Source organism: Nocardia pseudovaccinii, from assembly GCF_050942345.1.
Classification (GTDB): domain Bacteria; phylum Actinomycetota; class Actinomycetes; order Mycobacteriales; family Mycobacteriaceae; genus Nocardia; species Nocardia pseudovaccinii.
In genome coordinates this window covers 249394-273698 of the sequence record NZ_CP192074.1, presented here as the reverse complement: position 1 = coordinate 273698, position 24305 = coordinate 249394, and the positions used below count along the sequence as shown (strand labels likewise).

Annotated in this window: 26 protein-coding genes and 1 pseudogene; 13 read left to right on the top strand and 14 right to left on the bottom strand. The window is 65.8% G+C overall.

All coding sequences use genetic code 11. From position 1 onward, the window contains the following. Nucleotides 1–85 precede the first annotated feature (85 nt). A complete protein-coding gene (locus ACQPZ2_RS01325) occupies nucleotides 86–1042 on the top strand; it encodes a TetR/AcrR family transcriptional regulator (RefSeq protein WP_433523933.1) in 957 nt (318 codons plus the stop codon). A 35-nt stretch (nucleotides 1043–1077) separates the two neighbouring features. Here the strand turns inward: ACQPZ2_RS01325 and ACQPZ2_RS01320 are convergent. Both ACQPZ2_RS01320 and ACQPZ2_RS01315 read right to left on the bottom strand, forming a co-directional pair. Continuing rightward, nucleotides 1078–1173 (bottom strand): annotated as a pseudogene (locus ACQPZ2_RS01320) (transcriptional regulator); the annotation flags it as partial. 453 nt (nucleotides 1174–1626) lie between these two features. Beyond that, nucleotides 1627–2523 carry a LysR family transcriptional regulator gene (locus tag ACQPZ2_RS01315; protein ID WP_433523932.1) on the bottom strand — a complete coding sequence of 299 codons (897 nt, stop codon included), beginning with the start codon at nucleotides 2521–2523 and terminating at the stop codon, nucleotides 1627–1629. A gap of 48 nt (nucleotides 2524–2571) precedes the next feature. On the opposite strand from ACQPZ2_RS01315, the gene ACQPZ2_RS01310 reads away from it, so the two are divergent. Together ACQPZ2_RS01310 and ACQPZ2_RS01305 are read left to right on the top strand one after the other, a co-directional pair. Further along, the gene (locus tag ACQPZ2_RS01310; protein WP_433523931.1) at nucleotides 2572–3309 is read left to right on the top strand and encodes an SDR family oxidoreductase; all 738 of its coding nucleotides are present in this window, start codon (nucleotides 2572–2574) and stop codon (nucleotides 3307–3309) included. 73 nt (nucleotides 3310–3382) lie between these two features. Continuing rightward, nucleotides 3383–4306, top strand: coding sequence for an NADP-dependent oxidoreductase (locus ACQPZ2_RS01305; RefSeq protein ID WP_433523930.1), 924 nt, complete (start codon nucleotides 3383–3385; stop codon nucleotides 4304–4306). A gap of 414 nt (nucleotides 4307–4720) precedes the next feature. Here ACQPZ2_RS01305 and ACQPZ2_RS01300 read toward each other — a convergent pair whose 3' ends face one another. The 3 genes from ACQPZ2_RS01300 to ACQPZ2_RS01290 form a co-directional block, all read right to left on the bottom strand. After that, nucleotides 4721–5038 (bottom strand): DUF222 domain-containing protein, encoded by a 318-nt coding sequence (locus ACQPZ2_RS01300; protein ID WP_433523929.1) that lies wholly within the window; start codon nucleotides 5036–5038, stop codon nucleotides 4721–4723. Between the two features lie 445 nt (nucleotides 5039–5483). After that, nucleotides 5484–6641 (bottom strand): hypothetical protein, encoded by a 1158-nt coding sequence (locus ACQPZ2_RS01295; RefSeq protein WP_433523928.1) that lies wholly within the window; start codon nucleotides 6639–6641, stop codon nucleotides 5484–5486. Nucleotides 6642–6733: 92 nt separating this feature from the next. Then, a complete protein-coding gene (locus ACQPZ2_RS01290) occupies nucleotides 6734–7657 on the bottom strand; it encodes a zinc-binding dehydrogenase (RefSeq protein WP_433523927.1) in 924 nt (307 codons plus the stop codon). A 130-nt stretch (nucleotides 7658–7787) separates the two neighbouring features. Between ACQPZ2_RS01290 and ACQPZ2_RS01285 the strand changes: the two genes are divergently transcribed. From ACQPZ2_RS01285 to ACQPZ2_RS01265, 5 genes are all read left to right on the top strand, one after another. Beyond that, complete coding sequence (locus tag ACQPZ2_RS01285) at nucleotides 7788–8441, top strand: TetR/AcrR family transcriptional regulator (RefSeq protein ID WP_433523926.1); 654 nt, start codon at nucleotides 7788–7790, stop codon at nucleotides 8439–8441. Between the two features lie 259 nt (nucleotides 8442–8700). Beyond that, nucleotides 8701–10068 (top strand): serine hydrolase domain-containing protein, encoded by a 1368-nt coding sequence (locus ACQPZ2_RS01280; RefSeq protein WP_433523925.1) that lies wholly within the window; start codon nucleotides 8701–8703, stop codon nucleotides 10066–10068. 43 nt (nucleotides 10069–10111) lie between these two features. Next, a complete protein-coding gene (locus ACQPZ2_RS01275) occupies nucleotides 10112–10867 on the top strand; it encodes a MerR family transcriptional regulator (protein ID WP_433523924.1) in 756 nt (251 codons plus the stop codon). A gap of 195 nt (nucleotides 10868–11062) precedes the next feature. Beyond that, nucleotides 11063–11347: a hypothetical protein gene (locus ACQPZ2_RS01270; RefSeq protein ID WP_433523923.1), complete on the top strand. Its 285-nt coding sequence runs from the start codon at nucleotides 11063–11065 to the stop codon at nucleotides 11345–11347. After that, entirely contained in the window at nucleotides 11344–11625 is a 282-nt protein-coding gene (locus tag ACQPZ2_RS01265) for a hypothetical protein (RefSeq protein ID WP_433523922.1), read from the top strand. Before ACQPZ2_RS01270 ends, ACQPZ2_RS01265 begins: the two co-directional genes overlap by 4 nt. Nucleotides 11626–12159: 534 nt before the next feature. On the opposite strand, the gene ACQPZ2_RS01260 is transcribed toward ACQPZ2_RS01265, so the two are convergent. After that, nucleotides 12160–13338: a cytochrome P450 gene (locus tag ACQPZ2_RS01260; RefSeq protein ID WP_433523921.1), complete on the bottom strand. Its 1179-nt coding sequence runs from the start codon at nucleotides 13336–13338 to the stop codon at nucleotides 12160–12162. Nucleotides 13339–13568: 230 nt separating this feature from the next. Then, nucleotides 13569–14153: a GNAT family N-acetyltransferase gene (locus ACQPZ2_RS01255; RefSeq protein ID WP_433523920.1), complete on the bottom strand. Its 585-nt coding sequence runs from the start codon at nucleotides 14151–14153 to the stop codon at nucleotides 13569–13571. A gap of 477 nt (nucleotides 14154–14630) precedes the next feature. Here ACQPZ2_RS01255 and ACQPZ2_RS01250 point away from each other — a divergent pair, with 477 nt between their 5' ends. Then, the gene (locus ACQPZ2_RS01250; protein ID WP_433523919.1) at nucleotides 14631–15320 is read left to right on the top strand and encodes a recombinase family protein; all 690 of its coding nucleotides are present in this window, start codon (nucleotides 14631–14633) and stop codon (nucleotides 15318–15320) included. Here ACQPZ2_RS01250 and ACQPZ2_RS01245 read toward each other — a convergent pair. Next, nucleotides 15202–15627, bottom strand: coding sequence for a hypothetical protein (locus tag ACQPZ2_RS01245; RefSeq protein WP_433527729.1), 426 nt, complete (start codon nucleotides 15625–15627; stop codon nucleotides 15202–15204). The genes ACQPZ2_RS01250 and ACQPZ2_RS01245 overlap by 119 nt on opposite strands. A gap of 546 nt (nucleotides 15628–16173) precedes the next feature. On the opposite strand from ACQPZ2_RS01245, the gene ACQPZ2_RS01240 reads away from it, so the two are divergent. Continuing rightward, nucleotides 16174–16404: a hypothetical protein gene (locus ACQPZ2_RS01240; protein ID WP_063047801.1), complete on the top strand. Its 231-nt coding sequence runs from the start codon at nucleotides 16174–16176 to the stop codon at nucleotides 16402–16404. 216 nt (nucleotides 16405–16620) lie between these two features. Here the strand turns inward: ACQPZ2_RS01240 and ACQPZ2_RS01235 are convergent, their stop codons facing one another. The 6 genes from ACQPZ2_RS01235 to ACQPZ2_RS01210 form a co-directional block, all read right to left on the bottom strand. Then, nucleotides 16621–17106, bottom strand: a complete 486-nt coding sequence (locus ACQPZ2_RS01235) for a hypothetical protein (protein WP_433523918.1) — start codon at nucleotides 17104–17106, stop codon at nucleotides 16621–16623. Nucleotides 17107–17780: 674 nt separating this feature from the next. Then, nucleotides 17781–18572, bottom strand: coding sequence for a hypothetical protein (locus ACQPZ2_RS01230; protein ID WP_433523917.1), 792 nt, complete (start codon nucleotides 18570–18572; stop codon nucleotides 17781–17783). Nucleotides 18573–18809: 237 nt separating this feature from the next. Next, complete coding sequence (locus ACQPZ2_RS01225; protein ID WP_433523916.1) at nucleotides 18810–19646, bottom strand: hypothetical protein; 837 nt, start codon at nucleotides 19644–19646, stop codon at nucleotides 18810–18812. A gap of 273 nt (nucleotides 19647–19919) precedes the next feature. Continuing rightward, entirely contained in the window at nucleotides 19920–20759 is an 840-nt protein-coding gene (locus tag ACQPZ2_RS01220; protein WP_433527708.1) for an alpha/beta fold hydrolase, read from the bottom strand. Between the two features lie 600 nt (nucleotides 20760–21359). Next, nucleotides 21360–21815 (bottom strand): SRPBCC family protein, encoded by a 456-nt coding sequence (locus ACQPZ2_RS01215; RefSeq protein WP_433523915.1) that lies wholly within the window; start codon nucleotides 21813–21815, stop codon nucleotides 21360–21362. Nucleotides 21816–21888: 73 nt separating this feature from the next. Beyond that, nucleotides 21889–22668 carry an oxidoreductase gene (locus ACQPZ2_RS01210; protein WP_433523914.1) on the bottom strand — a complete coding sequence of 260 codons (780 nt, stop codon included), beginning with the start codon at nucleotides 22666–22668 and terminating at the stop codon, nucleotides 21889–21891. Nucleotides 22669–22844: 176 nt separating this feature from the next. On the opposite strand from ACQPZ2_RS01210, the gene ACQPZ2_RS01205 reads away from it, so the two are divergent. The 3 genes from ACQPZ2_RS01205 to ACQPZ2_RS01195 all read left to right on the top strand — a co-directional run bounded on the left by ACQPZ2_RS01205 (nucleotide 22845) and on the right by ACQPZ2_RS01195 (nucleotide 24169). After that, entirely contained in the window at nucleotides 22845–23327 is a 483-nt protein-coding gene (locus tag ACQPZ2_RS01205; protein WP_433523913.1) for a MarR family winged helix-turn-helix transcriptional regulator, read from the top strand. 74 nt (nucleotides 23328–23401) lie between these two features. After that, nucleotides 23402–23545 (top strand): Lsr2 dimerization domain-containing protein, encoded by a 144-nt coding sequence (locus ACQPZ2_RS01200; protein ID WP_433527707.1) that lies wholly within the window; start codon nucleotides 23402–23404, stop codon nucleotides 23543–23545. A gap of 195 nt (nucleotides 23546–23740) precedes the next feature. Further along, the gene (locus tag ACQPZ2_RS01195; RefSeq protein ID WP_433523912.1) at nucleotides 23741–24169 is read left to right on the top strand and encodes a DoxX family protein; all 429 of its coding nucleotides are present in this window, start codon (nucleotides 23741–23743) and stop codon (nucleotides 24167–24169) included. Nucleotides 24170–24305: the final 136 nt, after the last annotated feature.

Genomic DNA, 24305 nt, shown 5'->3' with positions numbered 1-24305 from the left:
TGTGTACTGGCCAAAGTAGGTGGAAAATCAGGAATTGCTATTATTTCGTCACACTTCCGGCGTGTGATGAAAAAGGGATCAGAACATGCTCTGCGCGAATTGTGGCGGCGCGATCGTCCAAGCAGCCAAGGGCCGTAGGCGGCGGTACTGTTCCCGCTCCTGTCAGGCCAGGGCGTACCGGGCTCGCCGGGCCGAACTCCCCGCCGCCCCGCGACGTCGCCCCGCGACCGAGCTCACCACAGTGGGCATTGTCCGGGGGGCGGTGGAGCTGGCCGACCGGGCGGGGATGGACGGGCTCTCCGTCCGGCGCCTCGCCACCGAGATGGGCATTGCCACCACCGGGCTCTATCGCCACTTCTCCGATCGGACCGCGCTGCTCACCGCGATGGTCGACCTGGTGCTCGCCGAAATACCCACCCCGCCCGCGGAATTAACGCACTGGCGGGACCGGATCAGGTACGAGGCGCGCCAGGAATGGCAGCTGTACCACAGGCATCCATGGATGCTGCCCACGCTGGCGCGTACCCGCCCGCCGGTCGGCCCGGCCCTGCTCGACATCCTGGAACGCACTTTCGCCGCGCTGAATCAGCCCGGCGTGCCACGCGAGGCCGTGCTGTCGATCTACCTCTCGGTGTCCGGCTTGGTCCAGGGACTGGCGATGCTGCCCCTGTCGGAGGAGCGGCGAACCGAGCGCACCGTGCTGGAACCTTCGGAGGAAACCTGGCGCGCGATAACGGAATTGGTGACGCCGGACAGCTATCCGATCCTAAACGAGCTGGCCGACTTCACTGGCCAGCGGAACGGGCCCGGCATCAGCACTACGTCGCCACGCGCCGCCACAGCAGCGCCCGGCCCCGAATCAGCCTGGCCCGCACTCGAATTCGACGATCTCTTCGAATCCGCCCTGGCCCTGCTCCTCGATGGCATCGCGGCCCGCTTCGGCCTACCCGAACCCGCTGACGCTCGAGCGGATTCGGCCCCGGAGCCCAAATGCGGAAAGGGCGCGGTGGAGAAAATGACCTCCACCGGCACCTCGAAGTAGGCCGCGATCCGCAACGCCAGATGCAAGCTCGGGCTACGCACACCGCCCTGCAGGTACCCGACCGTCTGGTAGTGCACCCCGAGCGCCTCGGACAGCTCTCGCCGCGAGATGCCACGCTCGGCGCGCAGCATCGCGATGCGGTTTGTAGATAACCTCGGTAGACACTCTGCAGCTCGATCACGCCGGGCGGCGGCAGCGAGCACGACACCGAGATCGTTTGAGCAACGGGCTACGACTGCTGGTCAAGCACAGCGGCGTCCTGCTGGGCGATTCCCGCGGGAGACGCCTGCACTTTCTCGACGCCGTCACCCCCGAACACGGCCACAATCATCTCGACCTTGAACACGGAAATCCAGCGCCCCCGAGGTGATCACGCTATCTGCGTCAGAACCCCGTTGCGGGACCACCGCATTGCCAGTCGTGGGACCACCGATAGCAGAACAGAAGTGGAACAGGTTATTGCGCTGTCGGGCGAACGCTTCGCGTTCCCGAACGACTTACGCTGATTTCCGGATGTGTCCCAAATCCGGATGTATCCCGAAAGATTGGTGATGCTCGGTACGGCCGGCGAACAGTGGTGTCGGTCAGAGGCGTGTCGCGGTGTGGACGAGGTCGGCAACGGCTTTGGATCTGCTGTGTGGTGGCCAAGCGATGACGGTCGTGACGGCCGGTGCGTCTGGCACGGGCACGACGGCATGATCGTCGCGTAGCTGGGTTCGCAGCGACTCGGGCACGACCGCGCAGGCCAGTCCGAGCGCGATCAGTTGGAATAGTTGGGTATGGTCGCGCACCTGCGGGCCGGGGCCCTCCGGATAGCTGCCATCCCGTCCAGGCCAGCGCGGCAGGGGCAGGTTCGTCAGGGTGTTGACCTCGGCCAACGGCAGATGCGCCCGGTTGGCGAGGGGATGACCCGCGGGCAGGACCACGACCTGCTGTTCGGTGTGCAGGTCCTCGGTGTCGAATCCGGCCGTCGTGTCGTAGGGCCGGTGGAGCAGAGCAACGTCGGCACGCCCGTTGCGTAGCAGGCCTTCCGGTTCGCCGGGCCCGCAGAGCATCACCTCGACTGCGACAGCGCCCGGTTCGGCGGCGTAGGCGTCCAGCAGCTTCGACAACAGTTCTCTGGACGCTCCTGCCTTGGTGGCCAGCACCACACCGGGCCGGTCGGCAGCGGCGCGGCGGGTGCGGCGCTCGGCGGCTTCGACCGCTTCGAGGGCGAGCCGGGCCTCCCGCAGTAGCACCGACCCGGCCTTGGTCAAAGTGATTGCGCGAGCGGCGCGGTGCAGCAGAACGACTCCGAGCCGCCGTTCGAGCTGCTGGATCGCCCGCGACAGCGGTGGTTGCGCCATGGAGAGCCGCTGTGCCGCCCGCCCGAAGTGCAACTCCTCGGCGACGGCGACGAAATATCGCAACTCCCGCGTCTCCACCAGGTCATGGTATCCGGCGATGACCACGACCAATACCCGTGCGGTATCGCGGCCCACCCGATGGGTCTTGGACGCTGCACCCGGAATCGCCGCAGGATCTGCGGTGTGAGTGAACAGACGATTGCGCTGGTGACCGGCGCGAACAAGGGAATCGGATACGAGATTGCCGCTGGCCTGGGCGCGCTCGGCTGGCGAATCGGTGTGGGCGCGCGTGATCGGCAACGCCGCGACACCGCGGTGGAGAAGCTGCGCGCGGCCGGAGTCGATGCGTTCGGTGTGCCGCTGGACGTGACCGACGATACGAGTGTGACCGCGGCGGCCAGTTTTATCGCCGACCACGCCGGAGGTCTGGACGTCCTGGTCAATAACGCGGCAATCGTCGGCGATCATCCACAGACACCCACCACGGTAGATCCCGCGACCCTGCGGACCGTCGTGGAAACCAATGTGATCGGTGTCATTCGGGTGACCAACGCGATGTTGCCGATGCTGCGCGATTCCGCATCTCCGCGCATCGTCAACATGTCCAGTAGCGTCGGTTCTCTCACCCTGCAAACCACGCCCGGTCTGCCCAGTACCGAGATCGGTTCTTTTGCCATCACCGCATACATGGCATCGAAGACGTTTCTCAACGCCGTCACGGTCCAATACGTCAAGGAACTGGGTGACACCAACATCCTGATCAACTCCGGCTGTCCCGGTTTCACCGCCACCGACCTCAACGGCTTTCGCGGCATCCGTACACCGCAACAGGGTGCGGCCATCGCGATTCGCCTCGCGACCCTGCCCGACGACGGCCCGACCGGCGGATTCTTCGACGACGCCGGAGCGGTGCCCTGGTGACAGGCCCACCGGTGGCCACCATTCCCGTTCTCGAAGTCAGCCGCGCGTCGTGCATCGGAGGAGAAGCAAGACAATGACAAAGGCAGTCAGATACGACGAGTTCGGCGGAATCGAGGTCTTGCGGGTCGACGATGTCGACCGCCCCGTGCCCGCGGCCGAGCAGGTCCTCGTGCAGGTCAAAGCGGCAGGCATCAACCCCGGTGAGGCAGCCATCCGAACCGGCGCGATGGCTGACATCTTTCCCTCGACCTTTCCGTCCGGGCAGGGCAGCGATCTCGCCGGGGTTGTCGCGGAAGTCGGCGTCGAAGTCGACCGATTCTCGGTCGGCGACGAGGTGGTCGGGTTCTCCGAGAAGCGGGCCGCTCAGGCCGAGTTGGTCCTGGTCGACGTCGACAACCTCACACCCAAACCGAACGACGTCCCTTGGGAGGTGGCGGGGGGCCTGCACGTCGCCGGGGTGACTGCATGGGGGGCAGTACATTCCGTGCAACTCGACAAGGGGGAGACCGTTGTCGTCTCCGCAGCAGCCGGAGGAGTCGGCTCGCTCGCCGTTCAGCTCGCGCGCCGTGCCGGAGCCACGGTCATCGGCCTGGCGAGCCAGCACAACCACGAGTGGCTGCAAAGCCACGGCGTGGTCCCGGTCGTATACGGTGACGGCGTCATCAACCGGATCAAGGCCGCCGCACCGGGCGGCATCGATGCCTTTATCGACACCCACGGCGGCGGGTACGTCGAACTGGCCCTTGCTCTTGGCGTCGCGGTCGAGCGGATCGACACCATCGCCGATTTCGCAGCGGCCGCGAAGTACGGAGTCAAGACCGAACCCGGAACCACCGCCAGGCCCGGCGCCGAGGTACTCGCCGAATTGGCCGCCCTGATCGCCGAGGGCCACCTCGAAGTCCCGATCGCGAACGTCTACCCGTTGACACAGGTCCGCCAGGCCTACACCGAACTCGAACGCCGACACACCCACGGCAAAATCGTGCTCGAGCCCTAACCTGTACCAACCCCGCACCGCCGCATGGGCATTGGACGCGATCTCCCTCTACGTCAGCGCCTACGCCCTGGAGCGCTTCAGCCTCGCCTACACCCTCGGACGAAACAGCCCTGACCCTCGGCTTGCCGAAGATCACCAGACCGCACCCACTCGGTCAGGACTGCTCCGCGACGAGGCCGCGAAACCGATGTCCCGTACCCAGGAATCGGCATATCAGTGCGCGCACGTGGCTGAGATGACTCGCCGCGTTGACCTTTGGTCGTCCAGCGGCAGTTCGAGCCGCGCCTCGAGCTCGAACAGAAACCGCTACCTCATCGGCTGGGGCGGCCGACTGCCCCGGTCCCAGCTGAACCGGGTTCAGTGAATCGGGCCGGAAACACCGTTAGATCCACCGTCCCGCACCCAGGCTCGGCCTCAACCTGCCGCCGTCAGTGCCCACCACGCCTTTCTGGAACGCGAGCGGGCTTGCGGGGCGGCGTATTCGATTCGCCGACGCGCCTCGGAGGCACTGATCCGCAGCAGATCACTCAATAGCTCCGCTGTATCCAGGTAGCCTGTGTCGGCGGCGAGACCACGGCGCTCGGCCTCGGCGACGGCCGCGACCATAGCCGCACCCAGTCGACGTCGGCGGCGTTCGGTTTCGACGAGGGTGCGCAGCAAGTCGACATCGGCCAGTTCCGACCATCTCCGTGGCGGAGCATCCGGTGCCACTGCAGTCGAATGTGTGTTCACCCGAAACAGACTACCTCATTCTCGAACATGTGTTCGATAATCGCTTTGGCTGGGTACGCCGTGTTCGGGCAGCGCCGCGACAGAGTGTTGGTGATGGCCGGGCTGGATGCTCGGGCTGTTGTTGCGCGCCGTGCCGAGTTTCAGCCGAATCCGACATCGCCGATCACAGATCGACAGAATGCGCATCGGGAAACGATGCCAGCCAACCCATTTCGGGTAGCCAGTTGACACGCGGTAATCGGCACGAGGGCGCGTTCGGCGTCAGCGTGGGGAGTGCCGGTACCTGGTGTCGCGTCGCAGTCCAACCTCTGGCGAGTTCCGTGGCGCTCCCGCTGCAGGCGACGCCGACAGCTTGTCACTCGTTGATCTAGTGAGTTCCGCAGCAGCGCTGGCCTTTTCGGGAGGAACGGGCTGCATGCGAGTTCACGTCAGGGCGAGGGGCCACTCAGCGGTGCCCGCCGGTGTGATCGTGGGAGCAGGTGTCGGTGCGGCGGCCGTCCACAGTGGTGGCTGCCTGCCCCGCGCCGTGGCCTTCCAGGGCCGCGAACGGTCCGCACTGGTTGGCGGTGATCCAGACGTGGACCATCGGATTGCCCGCGCCGGGGTTGATCGAGTTGGGCGGGCAGGTGCCCTGGGCGTCGGTGACACCGGCGACCTGGGGACCGTCGGCGCCGCTCTTCCAGCAGAGGTTGTCGTGGACGTGCCACTGCATCAGGGGCCCGCCGTAGTCCACCAGTTCGGTGTCGTCGATCTTCTTGCCCTTGGCGATATACATCGCCGAGACCAGGGTCCGATCGGCGCCGTCGACCCGGTAAACCAGGGACTCTGGGTGGGTGGCGTCGAGGAATCGGTCGTCGCGGATGTAGCCGGTGTTGATGTAATGCTCGTAACCGGTGGCCGAGTCGCCGATGGAGCGAAAGCCCAGTGCGCCGATGGAACTGACGTCGGCGAACGCGGGCAGCTGGTCGAGGGTGCTGCGAATCAGGGCGGTCGCGCGCTGCTCCTGCGCGGCGGTCACGCCGGGCACACCGGACACATCGACCGGGGTCGCCGGATCCCACGGCCGCGGCCATGCGGTGCCGGTCCCATGGTCCGTGTGGTCGCCGCCGGCGGCATGGGTGTGGTCGCCCGCGTCGTGGCTGTGCACATGTCCGGCGCCGCCGAGCATCGCCGCGACGGCGAGGGCACCGGCCAGACCCGCGGCGGTCGCGGTCGATGCCGTGGGCAATGACGCGTCTGGGCGCGCCAGGGCGACGGTCGCACCGGCAATCGCGAGCGCCCCCAGCGCCGCGCAGGTGCTGTCGAGGAACTGCGGCGCCTCCGCCGTGCCGAGGCCGTCGGGCCACGGCAGCCCCGCGAACCGCGTATACCCCCAGATCACCACCGCGACGAGGTTCACCCCGATCACCGTGACCGGCACGGCCTTTCGCGTGCTCAGCGACGCCAGCAGCCCGGCCGCGCATTGTGCTGCCGCGAGCACGACCATCAGCCGGGCGAGGGTGGCGTGCTCGGTATGCAGTCCCGCGGCGAACAGGTGCAACGCACCCGCCCCGACCGACGCCGCACCACCGAGCAGCAGGAATCCGTTGCGCCCACCAGCCATGTTCGATCTCCTTCGTTCGCCCTGGACGCTACTGTTTCGCGCGCTCAACGGCACATGCGTGCGTTGGTATTTGCGGTGAGAGGCGGTGTCGCCTATTTCGCCGATGGTGTGAGCGCGATTCTGCCGAATACCTCTCCGGTTTCCATTTTCTGGTGCGCCAGCACCGCTTGTTCCAGGGAAAGCGTCTCGTGCACAACCGCTTCCAGTTCGCCGCGAGCCGCGGTGGCGAACAGTTCGGCGGTCACGGCGCGTCGGTCGGGTGCGGGCACGGTGTCGGCGCTGAAGGTCGCGAATGACAGCGACTTCTTGAAGGCCGCGACCATCTCCGCGCCGAAGTCCGCCGGTGGCATGCCTGCCATTACTCCAACGGCCACCATGCGACCGTTCGGCTCGAGCCTGGTGAGGAACGACGGTAGATCCGCGCCTGCGGCGATGTCGATGATGACGTCGTAGCCCGCGGGAGCGTTCTCTGCACCCCGGCCGGCGCGGTCGAGCACGTGGGTCGCGCCGAGCTTGCGCAGACGATCGCCGCGCTCGGCCGATGAGGTCGTGACCGCGACCGCACCGGCGCCGCCACGAGCAGCGAGCTGGACAGCCATGACTCCGATGCCACCGGCTGCGCCACGCACCAGCACCGACTCGCCGCGTGCGAAATGCGCATGGCGCAAAGCGAAATGGGCCACCATTGCCGAGGTGCCGAGTGTCACCGCATCGACAGCCGACATGGTCTCCGAGAGGGGGACGAGCGTCTCGGCCGAGGCGACGGCGCGCTCGGCGTAGCCGCCGCCCTCACCGGTGAACGCCCACACGCGCTGACCGATCCACCCTGTGTCGACACCCTCGCCGACCTCGGTCACGGTGCCTGCGACCTCTTGGCCGGGGATGTGACCGGGCGTGGCTCCGTAGGCAGCCAGCGCGCCACTTCGGATCAGGGCGTCGATACCGCCGACACCGATCGCCTCGGTCGTGATCGATACCTGTCCGGCGGCCGGATTCGGGTCGGGGAGCTCGACCATCGCGAGGACCTCGGGACCTCCGAACGCTGGAACCATCACTGCATGCATTGGTTTCTCCGTGTTCTGTTCGATCGGTACAGACCAACCGAACGTAACGGACACCCCCGTCCGTTTAGCTAAAGTGAGAGCAGTGACCACTCGTTTGCCTCACACCCTGCGTTCCGACGCCCGGGACAACCGCGAACGCATCCTCGACGAGGCGCGCGCGGTGTTCGTCGCCAACGGCCTGGACGTGCCGATGCGGGAGATCGCCCGGCGCGCCGAGGTCGGCCCCGCCACCCTCTATCGCCATTTTCCGACCAAGGAGATGCTGGTCGCCGAGGCATTCACCGATCAGATGCTCGCCTGCCGGACCCTCGTGGACGAAGGGCTCGCCGACCCCGATCCCTGGCACGGCTTCTGCCTCGTCGTCGAGAAGCTCTGCGAGCTGCAAGCCCGCGACCGCGGCTTCGCCGCGGCCTTCATGTCCGCCTACCCGCATGCGATGGACTTCACCGCGATCCGCACCTCCTCGCTCACCGGCGCCGCCGAACTGATCCGCCGCGCCAAGGACACCGGCCGCCTGCGCCCCGATATCGGCCTCGACGACCTCATCCTCATGATCATGGCCAATAACGGCATCCACGCCGACACACCGGCAGCACGAACCGCGGCCTCCCGCCGCTTCGCCGCCCTCATGATCCAAGCGTTCCAAGCCTCACCGGCGTCCGCACCGCTACCACCGGTGCCACGATTGATGCCCGCGATGCCCCGCCGCAAATCCGAGAGGTCAATCACAGGATGACCGCAGGGCGACGCCCGGTCCGGTTCAAGCATTACGCCAAGGGGCACCTATGAAGGAATCTGTCTTGGCGGCACCCGAAGTCGACGATTTGATGCGTTCGTCGACACTCGAGTTTGCAGTCATCGCTGCTCAATGGTTGATTGCGCTGATCGGGTCGGTGCGCCGTGGGATCGGGGCCCGGACTGGGTGGGGACGCGACCCGAGGCGTCCGGGTCAAGGACTTGACCTTGCCCCCGGGGCAAGGCTCGAGCATGGTGGCATGAACGAGAAAACACAGCAGGAACTGATCGAATTCGTTTCCGGTGCGGCAGAGCAGCTGGGTGTGCCGGGTGTCGCCGTGGGGGTGTTGGCCGACGGGCGGGAAGAGTTCGCCTGCCATGGGGTGACGAGCATCGTCAACCCGCTGCCGGTCGATGCGGACACGATGTTCGTGGTGGGGTCGGTGAGTAAGACGTTCACCGCGACCGCGTTGATGCGGCTGGTCGCCCACGGCCGGGTGGAGTTGGATGCGCCTGTACGCCGCTATGTTCCGGAATTCGCCACTGCGGATGAAATCACCGTGTTGCAGCTGCTCAACCACACGGCCGGGCTGGAATGGAAGCTCGGCGTCGATCCGGGCGAAGGCAACGATGCTCTGGCGCGGCACGCGGCCGAACTCGCGGCCACGCCGCTTATCGCGGAGCCGGGAGGTCGGGCGTCCTACAGTCAGGCGGGGTTCAACCTGGCCGGACGCATCGTCGAGAACGTCACCGGGCTTACCTTCGAGCAAGCCGTCTTCTCGCTGTTGTTCGAGCCGATCGGGCTGGCACACAGCTGCTACGCGGTCAACGATGTGATGACTCGGCGGTTCGCGGTCGGCCACAACGCCGACGCCGACGGCAAGTTCGCGGTGGCCCGGCAGTGGAAGGACAACCGCTCCAACAATCCCGGCGGCGGTGTGGCGACCTCGGTGAGTGATCTGCTGCGGTGGGCGAGATTCCATCTCGGCGACGGCCGCACCGAGTCCGGTGAGCGCCTGCTGCCCACCGAAGAGCTGCATCGGATGCGCAACCAGACCGTGGAACTGCGCGGGACCACCTTGGGAGATGCGTTCGGGATCTGCTGGTTCCTGCGCGACATCGACGGTGTCGCGACCATCGGGCACGGTGGATCGGGCAACGGCCAGTTCGCCGACCTGCTCCTGGTGCCCGAGCACGATTTCGCTGTCACCGTGGTGTCCAACGCCGGCCCCGACGCCGGACTCGCATTCAACCGAGCCGTGGTCACCTGGGCGCTGGAACACTACCTCGGGGTGGTCGAACGCGACCCGGAACCGCTGCCCTACGACCAGGCGCGGGCAGCAGAGATCGTCGGGCACTACGAGAACGAGATGATGCGGCTCACCCTCGACAGCGACGGGACAGGACTGACGATCGCCTGCGCCATCAAACCGGAGTTCCGCGCCGCCACCGATACCGAACTGCCGCCCGACCTGCCACCGGCTACCCTCGGCCTGCTGCCCGGCGACACCGGCGACTACATCGTCACCGACGGAGGCCTGGTCGGACAGCGCGGGTTCTTCACCCGCGACCAGGACGGCGTCGTCACCGGGATCGATCTCGCCGGACGACTGTTCGCCCGAGCGTGAAACCAGCCGCAGACGACCGGTGCATTGGTGAAAGGAAACGCGCATGATCACCATCGGACAGCTCGCGCGGTATGCGGGCGTGACGACCAAAGCCGTGCGCGTCTACCACGACCGCGGCCTGCTACCCGAGCCCGAGCGAGACTCCTCCGGCTACCGCCGCTACCGCGCCGAAGACGCCGTGCAACTGGTCAAGATCAAGACACTGGCACGGGCAGGCGTCCCCCTGGCGCGAGTCAAACAACTGCTCGCCGCGAGCACCGGTGAGTTCACTGCGGCGATCAGCGAGATCGACCACCAGCTCGCCGAACGCGCCCAAGAGATCCGCCGCACCCGTGAGCAGATCGCCGAACTCGGCCGCGGTGACGGCCTGTTCGTGTCCACCGACGTCGCCGAATATCTGCACCGCCTACGGCAACTCGGCGTCAGCGAGCGTGCGGTCCAGATGGAACGCGACATCTGGATCCTGCTGCAATCGGTGGCCCCCGAGCAGGCCTCGGACTGGATCACCGACAAGCTCGACTCCATCGACGATCCCAAATTCCAGGCCATATACCTCGACTACGACGCAGCGTTCGACTGGCCGACCGACGACCCGCGCCTGCCGGACCTGGCCGACCGCACCCAGCGGTGGCTGGCAGACCGGCGCACCAGGGCAGGCCGGACCACCCCGGAGCTGGACCCCGCACTGATTCGCCTGGTCAACGACTCGGTCGGGATCACCTCACCCGCCTGGCAACAGCTGGCACACCTCGCGCACAAGGCAGCCGCCGAATGGCACCTCTGCCTCGGCACCGGGTAGCCCGCGGGTAGGTGCCGCGACTGAAGAACCTGCCCGGTTCGAGGGCAAAGCTGTGCGGCCTGGTTGGCCGATCGGATCTCGGCCAACCAGGCCACCTTGAACCGGCCCTGTTCGATGGACACCGAGGGCGCTCGCGGACGGCGTTCGCCCTTGCGGTTCGGGGCGGGAAAAGTCAATCCCTTCCAGAGCTGACAGATGCTGAAACTCCTTGCCCGCGAAGCCTTTATCGCCGATCAGATCGCATTTAGCTGGCAGCATCGCATGGTCACAGGCGTGCCCGATCAACTCGATCGCGACCCCGCGTTCGCCGATCTCGGGGTCTGCCAGGCACCAAGCCACCGACACACCGTGCGCGGCAGTGATCAGATACAACTTCACCCCCGAACAAAAGTGATCAGGAGCTGGAAGACGAGGCATACGCCGCCGATGATGCGCTCCGACAACGCTATCGCGCTGGGACGAAACGAGAATAAACAGTGAGCGAATTCTATGTTGAAGACATCTTCCCGGTCAGTTTCAGACCGAACCCATTCGTCGTCGGCCGGGCGGTGGGAGACTTCACGATCGGCCAACAGGTCGAGTTACACAAGAAGGATGGAACGACCTACCAGGGAATCCTGGAAGCGCTCGACTTCCACCAGTCCGCGCCGGGCAAGTTCTCGCTCGTCTTCTCCGCGGAGGTGTCGTCTCGAATCGTACCCGGCGACGTGGTCGCGACACGCGATCGTGAACATGGCATTCGCGCCGCTGAAGACTGAACGCGCCGGTGTCGCACGAGGCGATAGACCGCCAGCGGTCAACTCCCGGCGCCGAGCAAACGGGAGCGAGCGACGGGTTCGGCACCCGCGACTCGAATACGTCGACGAGGCGCCGATGAACGACTCACCGCTGCTCATGGCCAAGGCGCCCGCGAACATACGCCGCATGTACCGCCTCTTGAACCTGCTGCCGGGCATGAAACGGTCCACCCGCATCGTGCGGTTCCGGTTCTGATAAAACGACCTGCGACACGAAGAGCCACCGATGAGCGCCGCCACCGAAATCATTGCGCCGCGACCGGATGGCCCCTGCCACGATGGTATCCCCGAATCCCCGCCGAACAGGTTGGGATCTCGGGACGTTTCATCCACTCCAAAGACCCGGTGGAAACGCGATGTCATCTGGGGCGCCACCGATGACCGACAGCTGGTTGGCGTTGGTCGAGCCATCCAGCCGGTAGCAGAATCATCCGTATTGAGCGGGGTCCCAGGTACGGGTCGGCTTGTTGGTGATGATGAACCGCAATGCCTTGATCATGATGTCACCTCCTTCCTGGGGCTCGGTCGGGCGCGGACAGGACTTGTGGGGTACCGCCGCAGGGTGAACGGCCTGGGGATCGCGGCATTGGTCACGATCGGGCGGGTATCACCGCCGCCGATGACGCGCAGAGAGGTGTTCTCGATGACGGTGGTGGCCGCATCGGTGACCAGGTCGTGGGCGACCGCGGCGCCGGCGCAGGTGAAGGGGCCGGAGCTGAAGGGCACAAATGGGCCGTGTTCGCTCGGTCGAATCCAGCGGTCGGGTTGGAATGCCCCTGGCCTGGTCCAGTGTTCGTTGTCGTGATGGAGCAGATAGGGGCTGACCGACAGCAGGTCGCCGGTCTGGAAGGCGATCCCCCCGAACTCGGCGGGATAGGGGACGGGACGGCTGACCATCCAGGAGACCGGCCGGTGCCGCAGGGCCTCACGTACCACCCAGTCGACAGGCCAAGGCCATCGTGAGCCGGGAGAGTGGAGACTGCCCAGCAGCACCGACCACGCGAGCGAGTAGCCCAGCGGTCCCACAATGGACCGGAACATCAGCACATACAGCTGCGCCACCGTTGTATCGGCAACGCCGTCGGGACAGGCACCGATCACGGCATCGAGCAGATCCCGTGGTTCGGCTTCCGCAGTGCGCCCGGTGGCGCTGCGCCGGTCCCGGATCTGCTCGTTCAGCGCGGTGGACAGCTTGGCGCGCAACAGCTGCGCCCGCGCCCGCTGCGCCATTCGGGCCGGGCGAAGCGCGCCCACGCGCGCATTTCGCTCCAGTAACTGCCGCAACTCGGGAGAACCATCGGGGTGCAGCAACACGTCCGCGGTGCACCGATACACCAGCTCGACCCCCGCTGCGGGCCAGCGGGTGACGGAGGGCATTTCGATCACCGCCGCCGCCAAGGACTCGCGATACTCGGGCGTATGCGTCCGCAGAAACGCGCGCACCGCGCGGCCGAAATCGACCTGAGCAGACCGCGAAGGCAGCATAGAACCGAAGAACCCGGACTTCCCCGCATTGAAAGCGCGGTCACTCAACACCGTCAGCGCCAGATCCGTATCGCCGACACACCACCCGCCCCACGGCAGCCCGAACACCTCTACCGGGCTGGTCCGCCGCAGATTCTCGAGGAAACCCAACGGATCACGCCGGAATCGGCGCATCTCTGCAAAACCCATCGGACGGTCCTCTCATAGAGAGGGTGAGCGATTCATCAGATGTTTTCGAGCGGATTTATCCACTGGCTGTGCGTACAAACGCAGATCAAGCATAGTCCCGACTAATTTTGACCAATTAGACCGTGGAGGTCGACCACGAGGCGAGTACCCGCCTGGGCCTATCGAACACTGTGCCAGCAGTGATATCGGTTCACGATCACCCGCGACCGCCGGCAACCGGTCATTGAGGTCTAACCGGTGCAAACCTGATCCGCCTCGGCGAGGGTTCCCGTTGCCAGGCGCGCGTACATGAACATGTCGCGGCGTCGATTGCCGACCTTCTGCCACGATCTGAGGAGCCCTTCGCATTCGAAACCGGCTCTCTCCGCAGTGCGGATCGAAGCGCGGTTCCAAGGTTCCACATAGAGCTGGAGCCGTGGGATATGCAGCTCTTCCAGTGCCCAGGTAGCCATTGCCGCCAGAGCATGCGCGGCGACGCCATGGCCGCGGGCAGAGCGGACCACCCAGTAGCCGAGCGATGCGCGGCCTTCGTCGATGTCCCTCAAGCACAGGTCGATACTTCCCAGTGGTGTGTTGTCCGGTCGCCGGACGATCACCATCGGGTATCCGGTTCGATCGGTCGCTCGTTGCCGCTGGCGTTCGACAAACCGCGTTGCGGCCTCGCGCGAGAAGGTCGCCGGCACCGTGGTTATAGGAATCAGGTCGTCGGCAGAGGCTTCCGTAACAAGCTCGAAGTCTGCCGCAGACAACGACCACGGGCGGAGTTCCAAGTCTGCGGTGGCTCTCAGATGCGGTATTTGCAGAGCATCGTCCATGGTCAGCCTCCCCACAATATGCACAGGATATCGGCCCGGTGTCTCACCATTACCACTTCCATTTCCGAGTACCGCAGGCACACGCCGACCCCCGCAATTCGATCGCCTCCGGCAGGCATCGGCCGGTTCACCGCGCGATAGAGGACGGAGCCGAGCCGGAAAGCTGGGCAGGTCGGCGACTACCCGTCCCGAAGGTAGTACCGAACTCCTCGGGCTGAAAGGCACTACTTCGATCCGGGCGAACGTCACCTCGCCCGGCGGGAAGTCGCCAATGATATGGCGCATGGATGCGGTCACACGTGACACATCGCATGCCGCCGAGCCACGACTGCCTCGCCCTCCTCTACCCCTCGTCGTCAGTCGAACCGGCCGAGCCGATGCAACAAGTCGATGGGGCGATCTCGACACCGAGCTTGGTGAGCACGGCGCAGACCGACTCGACACCCATCGCAGGCCACCGGGCTCCCGCCGACCCTGATGCTCGCTGATGAATTCGACGATCAACGCCCGGGCCGGTCCAGCTCGGCCGCGAAGAGCGGTATGCCTTCGTTGTCGCGACATACAAGAAATCTGGCAAGAATGTCGACCGTGCGGAACTGTGGCGCTGCCTCGACTACCTGCGCCCCGGGCGACACCCCAGTGGTGCCGTCGATGGATCGGCTCGGCCGCTCGCTGCAGGATCTGATCTCGATCGTCGCCGGACTCCGCAAGCGCGGCACCGGATTCCGGTCCCGACACGAAGCACTCGACACCACCACACCGGGCGAGTGCCGGGTCTTCCACGTCTACGCCGCGCTCGCCGAGTTCATCCGCGAACTCATCGTCGACGGCACCAACGAGGGCTTGGCCGCTGCTCGCGCCTGCCGGCAGCGCCTCGGTCGCCCACCAGCTATGTCCCCGGAGCAGACCACGCACGCTCGCGCCATGCTTACCCGCCCCGATGCCACGGTGTCGTCGATCGCACGCGTTCTCGGCGCGCTCCACGATCTACGAATACGTGCCCGAGCTCGGCACTGGACAGGCGAGCCTCGAAGCCGAACCCACCGAGCTAGTCGTCGTCGTGCCCGGCGAGTTGCCGCCCCAGTAGCCTGGCGGCGTCGACGATGTCACTCAATGATTGGTCATACCTGGGGCCGTCGTCGTCATCGAACTCGAGGGCCTCGGTGAGCCGGAGCGCGTGTCGCACCATGACCTGCTCACCCACCACGACGAGCCCGCCGATAGTGCCCGTGCTGCCGATCTTGGTGAGTGCGGCCACGAGATCGACCTGGTCGGCCCTGGCGAATGGCCTATCGATGTGGATCCAATCCCCGCGATTCGTGGCGACTACCCGTCTGATCACGACATCCGGTGCGGCCCAGTCTTCTTCAGCGTCCAAGACCTTGATGCTGATGCTGTCGGGCTCAATGTGCGCACCGTAACTGTTCTCGGCAATGAGTTGGACCAGAGTGTCCCACTCGTCGCTCTGTTCCATGTGTTCCCCCGTCCACGATCAGCAACGTCCCGCTGAAACCAAGCGTAGCAGGATCCGCTGCGGCAGAAGCGAATTCGTCCAACCGATACGATGCCGTACCCGACTGACTCCGACCACCGATAGTGACCTGGGACGGGAATGTTATCTGCGGTCGAGCGCGCTGCGTAGTTACGTGTTGGGCGTAAATCGCCAACTTGGCGGCGCCATCACGGCGTGGCCGTTTTCGTTCGTGTCACAGCGCCTGTGCGCCTATCTCTCGGTGGGCGTTCTTGACCGCATCAACGATCTCCGCCCTACGCCGACAACCTCTGGCAGCTGCGTCGACACCCTCTACATCATCGAGTTCAACGAGGTCGACGGCTCGAACCTGCAACATCACAGCTCGATCAGTCGAGATCGACCCCAGCCTTCCCGGTGGGCTCCGTCATCGCGCACCGTCATCGCGCCGCCACCACGATCGAGTAGATCACTACCCTAGCGACTCCGAATCTGCACAAACAGACTGCTCCGTATCTGATGCTCGACACAACGACCGAAAGGACAGCCATGAACAAGATCGCCACCACCCTCGCCACCTGCCTCCTCGCGGTCGGCGCCACCGCCGCCCTCGTCACCGGCATCGCCGCGGCCAACCCTGGCGGCACCTACATCGGCAACTACGCCACCCTGGCCGCCTGCGAGGCCGACGGCCAGTCACCCAGCACCGGAGGCACCCACTACGTCTGCGAGCTGCAGGCCGACGGCACCTACGACCTGTACACCGGCGTCCCCGCCTGACCCCGGTCCACGACCAGGCGCTCAACACGCCATCCCCTTCGGGTCCCCGTAGTAATCGCCGAAAATCCAATGAAGCTCGCGTAGCGGCTGGCCTTGCAGCCGGATCAGGCCGACCGGCCTTCACGGGCCGATCGTCGTTGATTCCCTTCACGGCCACGAATGGCTGGCGGTCAGCTGGCTTCGCGCTTCGCCGATCTCGCCCTCGGGTCGGCGAATTCAGTACTGGTCCTGGCCATGTGCGAGCGGATTCGGCTCGGATTCGTCCGCCGCGATCCCGCGGCCTGTTGCCGGGACCACGCACAGGACGAGAATCAGCAGGCTCACCATGATCGGGATGAACAAGTAGGCGAAACCGCTGTTGAACAGTTGCGCGATACTCGCGATCAGCCCCACCCCGGACGCAAGGATCAACAGAACTCGGCCCGCAGTCCTTTCCGCCAGCAGCAGGAATCCGCCGACGTACCAGAGCAGGCCGATGGCCACGGCGACGATCCCCATGATGATCTGGTTCCTGTACTGGCCGATCTCGACTGGCGATTCGCGGGCGCGATCTTCGATGCCGACCATTACATAGAGGATCCACAGGATTCCGGCGATTCCGGTCAGCACACCGAGGATCAGCGCGATGAAGGCCGCGGTGACCGCGGTTGCGCCCCGCAGGTCGGGCTTCGGCAACTCCAGCTGACCATGCGGGTCTTTCATAGCCCAATCCCCTTCTCGTTTCGCACGAACCTACTGTGCGGGCAGTAGCGATTGTGCGATGTGTCAGTAACTTCTCATCACGAGAAACGCAGTGCTCGACGCCTCGACGGAGCTAGGCGTGTCACGTTCGACGGACGGTGCTGCCTCGATGATTCGGGTTCGACCGACCACCTATCGAACAGCGCTTGGAGGTTGGATTTCCGGTGATCACTACCAAAACCCCAGAATCGCTCGACAGCTCACGATCGCCCGGCCGGCGCACCCTCACCAGAAACGACCAACGAAGCCGACAACCCCGAACACGTCGCCGACCTCGCCGACGAATTCCACCCCAGCACAACACCTGATGAGCACCCTGCCGCGCTGAAAACCGAGAGCGCAGCAGGGAAACGCACGGTCTGGAGGAGACCTCCAGGTGTTGCCCTGCACCTGCCTCCAGGCCGTGCCCACCAGCGACACAGCATCTGCCGGTTGCCAGTTGATCTGGTGTGCGGTCTCGCCGATGAGCCGCGATACGTCAGGTATGGGCAGATTGTCGCGATCGTTTTCTGCCGGATCGGTGACGCAACCCGAGTTGCAGCACCCTCATTTCGAGGGAGCTAGGTCAGCAGAAAGGGGGTGGATCGGTGGCGGGATTCGAGCCCACGACGCGGGTGACGGTGTCGGCGAACGTGCTACGACTTCTTCAATCCGTCCAGCGCCCTGCGGGCTTGGTTTTCGGCGATCGCGGCGAGCTCGTCCCGGTTCACCGGGGCTTCACCCTTCGCCCGCAGGACAGCGACTTCCACTCGCACCGAGACATTGCTGTCCTGCACGCCCACGACGTAGGTCATTCCGTTGCCGGTGTCCGTGGTCGCGGTATGCCAGTAGCCTGGACCGCCGATTCCGGTGACCTCGCCCGAGGCCCGCCCCGATCCAGTGGCGGCGGTGTCGGTCTGTTTCCAACGGTCGTAGGCGGGGGCGGCGTCGGCGCCGGTGATCTGGGCCTGGAGGCCGATACCGGCTTCATCGACGGTGGCGTCGTCGGGGACGGTCGAGGGGCTGGTGTAGCGGATGGCGCAGTACAGGTTGCCGCCGTCGGAGTTATTCGGCGGGAATTCCTGGTGCACAGGGGCTTCCCTCGGGGTGGACGACCACCTGTGCAACGGCGCGGGGTCGACAAGATCACACGCGTTGGTGATCCGACTCATCGAATAGATCCCCGGCGCCGGTTCCCGACGGGATGTCATCGTGGCCGCAGCCGCACTGGACGAGGCCGAGGTGCTGGACGGGGCTGGGGCGGCGGCGGACCCGCTGTCTGTGTCGCCGACGACGACACCGATCACCACACCGAGACCAAGCACCACCGCCAGCCCGAGAACACCGACAACGATCAGACCCGTTCTGCCAGTACGCGGCGGGTACGACGGTGGTGGTGGGCCGTATCCGGTAATGGGCTGACCGGGGGCGGCCCCGGGCGCAGGCATGTACCTGCCCGAGTCCGGGACGCCCCAGCCGCCAACTGGCGGATCAGGTTGTCGCACAGCAGGATCGGCGCCATCCGACGTCGACCGATCGTCAGGTCCGCACTGGGAATCGGTCCTCCCCATAGCCCCTCCGGTTCCGCAACGGGCGCCCCGTCGACCTCGACTCCAACCCGATCGTATTCCAGCCACCGTCCGTCGTGCGCACCGTTCCCACCGGTCCGCTCGAGCCGCCGGACTCTACTTCTCCCGCAGACCGTCCAGCGTCCTGCGGACCTGGGACCTGGCGATCGAATCGAGTTCGTCCCGTAACACCGCGGGAGAACCCTGCTCACGCGTGAGGGAGATCTTCACCCGCACCGAGACATTGCCGTCCTGCACACAGACGACGTAGGCGATGTTCGCGACGAGATTTCCTCTGACTTCGGAATACCAGTAGCCCTGATTACCAATTCCGGTGACCTCACCGGAAGCCGACTCCGCTTCGGGTGTGGCGACATCGGCGTGCTTCCAATGGTCGTAGAAGGGCGGCGCCGCACCATTGGTGAACTCGGCCTCGACGCTCATGCCCGCCGTGTTCATGGGGAACTCGCCGGCGGTCGCGCTGGTATACCCGGCATCGCACTTCAGGCCGCCGCTTCCGTAGGCGGTCGGCCGCGTTTCCCTATGCTCGGGAACACCTTTCGGCGTGGGTGACCACTTGGTCAACGGCGTGGGATCGACAAGATCGCAGGCATTGGTGATCGCATTCATCGAATAGGTCCCGGCTTCCCGCCGGGCGGTAGCCGAGGCCACGGCGGACTCACTGCTACTGATGCCGCCACGACCGACGACGACGCCGATCGCCACACCGAGCCCCAGCACCACCACAAGCCCGAGAACACCAGCGATGATGAGAACCGTTCGTCCGCTGCCGGTCGATGGTGGCGGATACGACAGCGTCGGCCCATATCCCTGGCCAGGTGGCCCGTCAGGCATGACCCAGCCGCCAGCCGACGGATCCGGTTGCCGCACAGCGGGATCGATGCCGCCCGGCATAGGCGACTGACCGTCAGGTCCGCGCTGGGAATCGGTCATCCCTATAGCCCTTCGATTCCGCAACGGGCTCCCCCGTCGCCCCGCAACTCAGAGCCGATCGTATTCCCGCCACCATCGTCGCGGGCAGCAACGGTCGGTGCCGCTGCCCGTGTCAGCGGCCAGTTGAAAACTCGCCACTGGCGGCGACATAGTGCGGAGTTATGTGGCCGCCCCAGCAAACGAGTGGCGGCGACGATCGAGCTTGGCGACTCTCCGATCATGCGGCTACTTATGGTGCATTCCGCCGACTCGGGATGCCTCCCAACCGGGTGGCTACAGCGCGAGCATGGCGGCAGCGACCCGGTCGACCTCGGCGTGGCGCAGAGCGGTACCCATGTCGTCGAGGACGAGCAGTCGCGCACCAGGGATTTCGGCGGCGAGGACCTCGCCGTTGCCGACCGGGAAGAACGGGTCGGCGCGACCGTGCACCACGAGCGTCGGCACGTCGAGCTCACCGAGCCGGCCCCGCCAGCGCGGGGCGCAGTCGATCCGGGAGAACACCATCCCGAGCTGGTTCGCCTGGTGCACCGCGGGATCGCTCGACGGTGTCCGGTCCCAGATTCGGGCCGCCGTCGCCCGCGCGTCCTCCAGATCGTTACCCATCGGCTCGGCCCCCGAGGCGGCGAACGCCGCGACAGCGTCGCGGTCGGTCCAGTCCGGCCGTGCGCGGGAAAACAGTTTGCCCATGACCGCGAGGTCGTGGTCCGGCAGGTCCTCGTCGACCGGGCCCGGCGCCACCGGCCGGGTGCCGACGAGGGTCAGTGCGGAGAACACGTCCGGGTGGTCCAGCGCGGCGACCTGAGCGACCATCCCACCGACGCCGACGCCACCGAGATGGGCGGTCCCGGCTCCGAGAACCTCGACCAGTGCGGCCGCGTCGGCGACAAGGTCCCGCAGGTCGTAGGAGGGATTTTCCGGGTCGAGGGTTGTCGACGCGCCGGAGTCACGCAGGTCGTAGCGGACCACGTGCCGCCCGCCGGACGCGAGCCGCTCGCACAGCGCGTCGGGCCAGGACAACATCGTTGTGCCGCCGACCAGCAAGACCAGCGGATCGTCCGCGCGGCCGAAGCTCTCGATGCCGAGATCCACACCGTTCGCCCGCACCGAGGTCATGCCCAATCGAAACGGTCTCACCATGCCTGGACTCCTGTCTGTCGGTATACCCAGAGGTATCGACGACAGATTCGCCAGAAAGTCATCGGTGGAGCCGAGATCGTATCCACACTCCACCGCAATCGCCCCGGATCGGGGAGTATCCGTGTTCGCTGGCCATTCCGTCAGTTGATGAAACCACCGCGTCGTGCGCGGAGGCCGTGGAGTAGTCGCCCGGTTGACTGCCGGTCCAGCGACGGAGCGGCGTGCCGTCTCCGCGCAGCCGTGGGGGACTGCCTGGCAGCCGCCGGGCGACCTTGTCGGTGTCGGGGCCAGTCGGCGAAGGGTATTGCGCTCGTGGATCTTTCGGACACGCCCGGCGGTGGAACAATCGCCTGGCGTGGCTGGACAGGCCGGAGGCATCGCGCACGAGCCGAGTCAGCTCGGCGGCGGTTCCCACCACGGGGATCGACGAGCACACCAAGGCCCTCATTGCCGGATACTGGGCCCGCGGTTTCAGCTGGGCAATCGCCTTCAACACATCCGCTACTGCCGTCACGCGTGCGTTCGAAATCGATGCCTGGCAGCGCCGAGGGCCCGGTTCCAGCCGACGTGCCCCTGCTAACCGACGCGCTGCTCGCGGGCGTGGGCGTCGAGGCGGGCGAGTTCCTTGGCGTAGATGCGGTGCACCCTGCGCGGTGCGATGATCCGCTCGACGAAGCCGGCGACGCCGGTCTCGCCATCGAAACGGGAGGTGATGTTCACCAGCGCCTGCTCGCCTTGCGGGGTCACGGTAAACGTCGTGACGAGGCCGGAGCCGTTGGTGTCGGTCTGGACCAGGGTTCTGCCCGGCTCCGGCTCGGTGACCTGCATCCGGAGTTCCCGGACGCCCCCAGCGAAGTTGATCTTGAATCGGACGACGGAGCCCGTGCCCACGCCGCCCTGCTCGACTTGGAAGTCGTAGAAGGGGGGCGGCAGGAACCGAGAGTGAAGTTGCATGTCTGCCAGGTACTGGTAGACCTCGTCCGCGGGAGCGTCAATAGTGCGCTCAGCGGACGCGACGACGATGTGAGCCATGAGTCTGGCCTCCATGTTTGTGGGTTGAAGTGCTGGATTCGGCCCGCCGCTGCGGCGGGGCTCGATAGCTGGTTCAGACCGTCTTGATGGTGCCGCCGTCGATGACGTAGTCGGCGCCGGTGATGTTGCCTGCGACGTCGGACAGCAGGAACGCGACCAGGGCGGCGACTTCCTCGGCTTCGCTCATGCGGCCGGTCGTGATGTTCTGGGCCTTCGCGAGTTGCTGGACGAATTCGACGAGGCTGATGCCGGATGCGGCAGCCAGTTGGGCGACCGGGCCGTTGGGGTTCTCATACACGGTGGTGCGGACCAGGCCGGGGGAGATGGTGTTCACGCGCACGCCCTGGGGACCGAATTCCTCGGCGAGGGACTTGCCGAGCGCGGTGACCGCCGCCTTGACCGCGGCGTAGCTGGCCGGGACGCCCAGGGGCATCCGGGCGACGGCGGAGGAGATGTTGACGATTGCACCGCGGCGCTCGATCAGGCTGGGCAGGGCCGCGCGCGTGGCACGGACGGTGGCGAGCACATTGATCTCGAACATACTGGTCCACTGGGTGTCGCCGCCGTCGAGGAAACCGAGGGTGGCCGCGTCGCCGCCTCCCACGTTGTTCACCAGCAGGTCGATACCACCCAGCTCAGCCAGAGCACTGTCGACGAGGGCGGAGACCCCCTCGGCGGTGCTCAGATCGGCCGACACCGCAAACGCGCCGGTGTCCTTCAGCTCGGGGGTGACGGTGCGGGCGGCGCCCACGACCCGGACGCCTTCGTCGATGAGGGTCCGCACGGTGGCCAGGCCGATGCCGCGGCTGGCACCGGTCACGATCGCTGTCTTGGCAGTGAGGTTGAGGTTCATGACACTCCAATTCTCGAACTAGCAGGTGAAAGGGATATTTCGGCCAGGGCGGCGCGCCTTGGCCCGGCCGGGTTCAGGCGTTGAATCCTCGTCATGAGGCCCGACCCATGTTGTTATGGCCTGAAATGTTCAAGTCATATATATCATGGGTTGAAGTAGTTTGCTAGTCTGGAGTCATGACGATGCTGGACGTGCAGGCCGCAGCGCAGTGGGAGCTGGGCAAGCTCGTGCACGAGCTGGACATGCAGAACAACGCCCGCATGCGCGAACGCGTAGCCAAACTCGGACTCACCCCCGCGCATGCCTCGGCGTTGTGCGAGCTGACCGGCCCGATGACCATGCGTGAGCTGGCAGGGCTGATGGCCTGCGAACCGTCGAACGCCACCGTCGTGATCGACAAGCTCGAGGCCATGCGGCTGATCGAACGACGCCCCCATCCCACCGACCGCCGGGCCAAGCAGCTGACCCTGACCCCCGAAGGCGCCCAACGCCGGGCCGATCTGCTCGAGCTCCTGAACGAGGAGCCTTTCGTGACGGGCCTGACCCGGCAGGAACAGGACATACTCCGGGACCTGCTGCAGCGAGCCATCTCCCGCGCGGAATCGCCCAGAGCTGAAGGTGTCCGCAAGCAGACCGCGCCGACGAGCACAACGCACTGAGCCACGCAACACGGTCGGACAAACGCGGATGACCCGTCGTCCCCTCGAGGTGTCGACGCACCGCTTCTCACTCGATCGCGTACGAAATCGACCTGACGCCTGAGAACTACGACAAACTGGAGGCGGCTCTGCGCCCGTTCATCGAAAGTGGCCGCAAGGTCGGCCGAGTTCGGCGGCGGGCACACGAAGAACTCGAGGTCGAGCCCAGTTCCGAATAGGGGTAGTACAGCTCTACGGAATCCGGCGCTAAGCCAGTACCGCAGATAATGCACCCCCGGGCCAGTACAACCAAACCCGCTGGTTCAGCAGCGGTTCCGAAAATCTTCGCGGACAGCGATGACTCCTCCGACGGTGCTCCGTCCTATCTGTTGAACGCGCTACCAACCCGGCGCGACCGACTAGAAGGACCAAAAATGACCACCGCCAACCTCTCCGACGACATCACACCCGACCGTCCCGGCAAGATCGGCAACCGCGCTCTGTGGACCCTGCAGATCCTGCTCGGCCTGTTCTTCATCATCGCCTCCGGCGGGCCGAAGCTCGTTATGCCGAACGCCCTGACCGACAACGCCCCAGAGAATCTGACCATCCCCCTCGCGCTGCTCGTCTTCATCGGAGTCGCGGAGGTCGCGGGCGGTGTCGGCCTGATGGTGCCACGGCTCAGTGCCCTGGCTGCCGCGGGGCTGTCGGTTCTCACCGTGCTCGCCGCCGGGACGCAGGCTTTCGTCGCCGACAAGCCCTTGATGGGCATTTTCCCGCTGGTGCTCGCCGCGATCTTCGCCTGGATCACCTACCAGCGCCGCGCCACCATCACCGACCTGCGCAACTCGCTCTCGCGATGACAAATCCATACCTACGACCCGCGATCGGTGGCCCACCCACCGATCGCCGGTCGTGCGTTCTCGGATCGGGACGTTGTCACCGGAATAGCCTGCACAGCAACGGTTTTCGTATGTCGGAGCCCACTTTCAAGAAAGT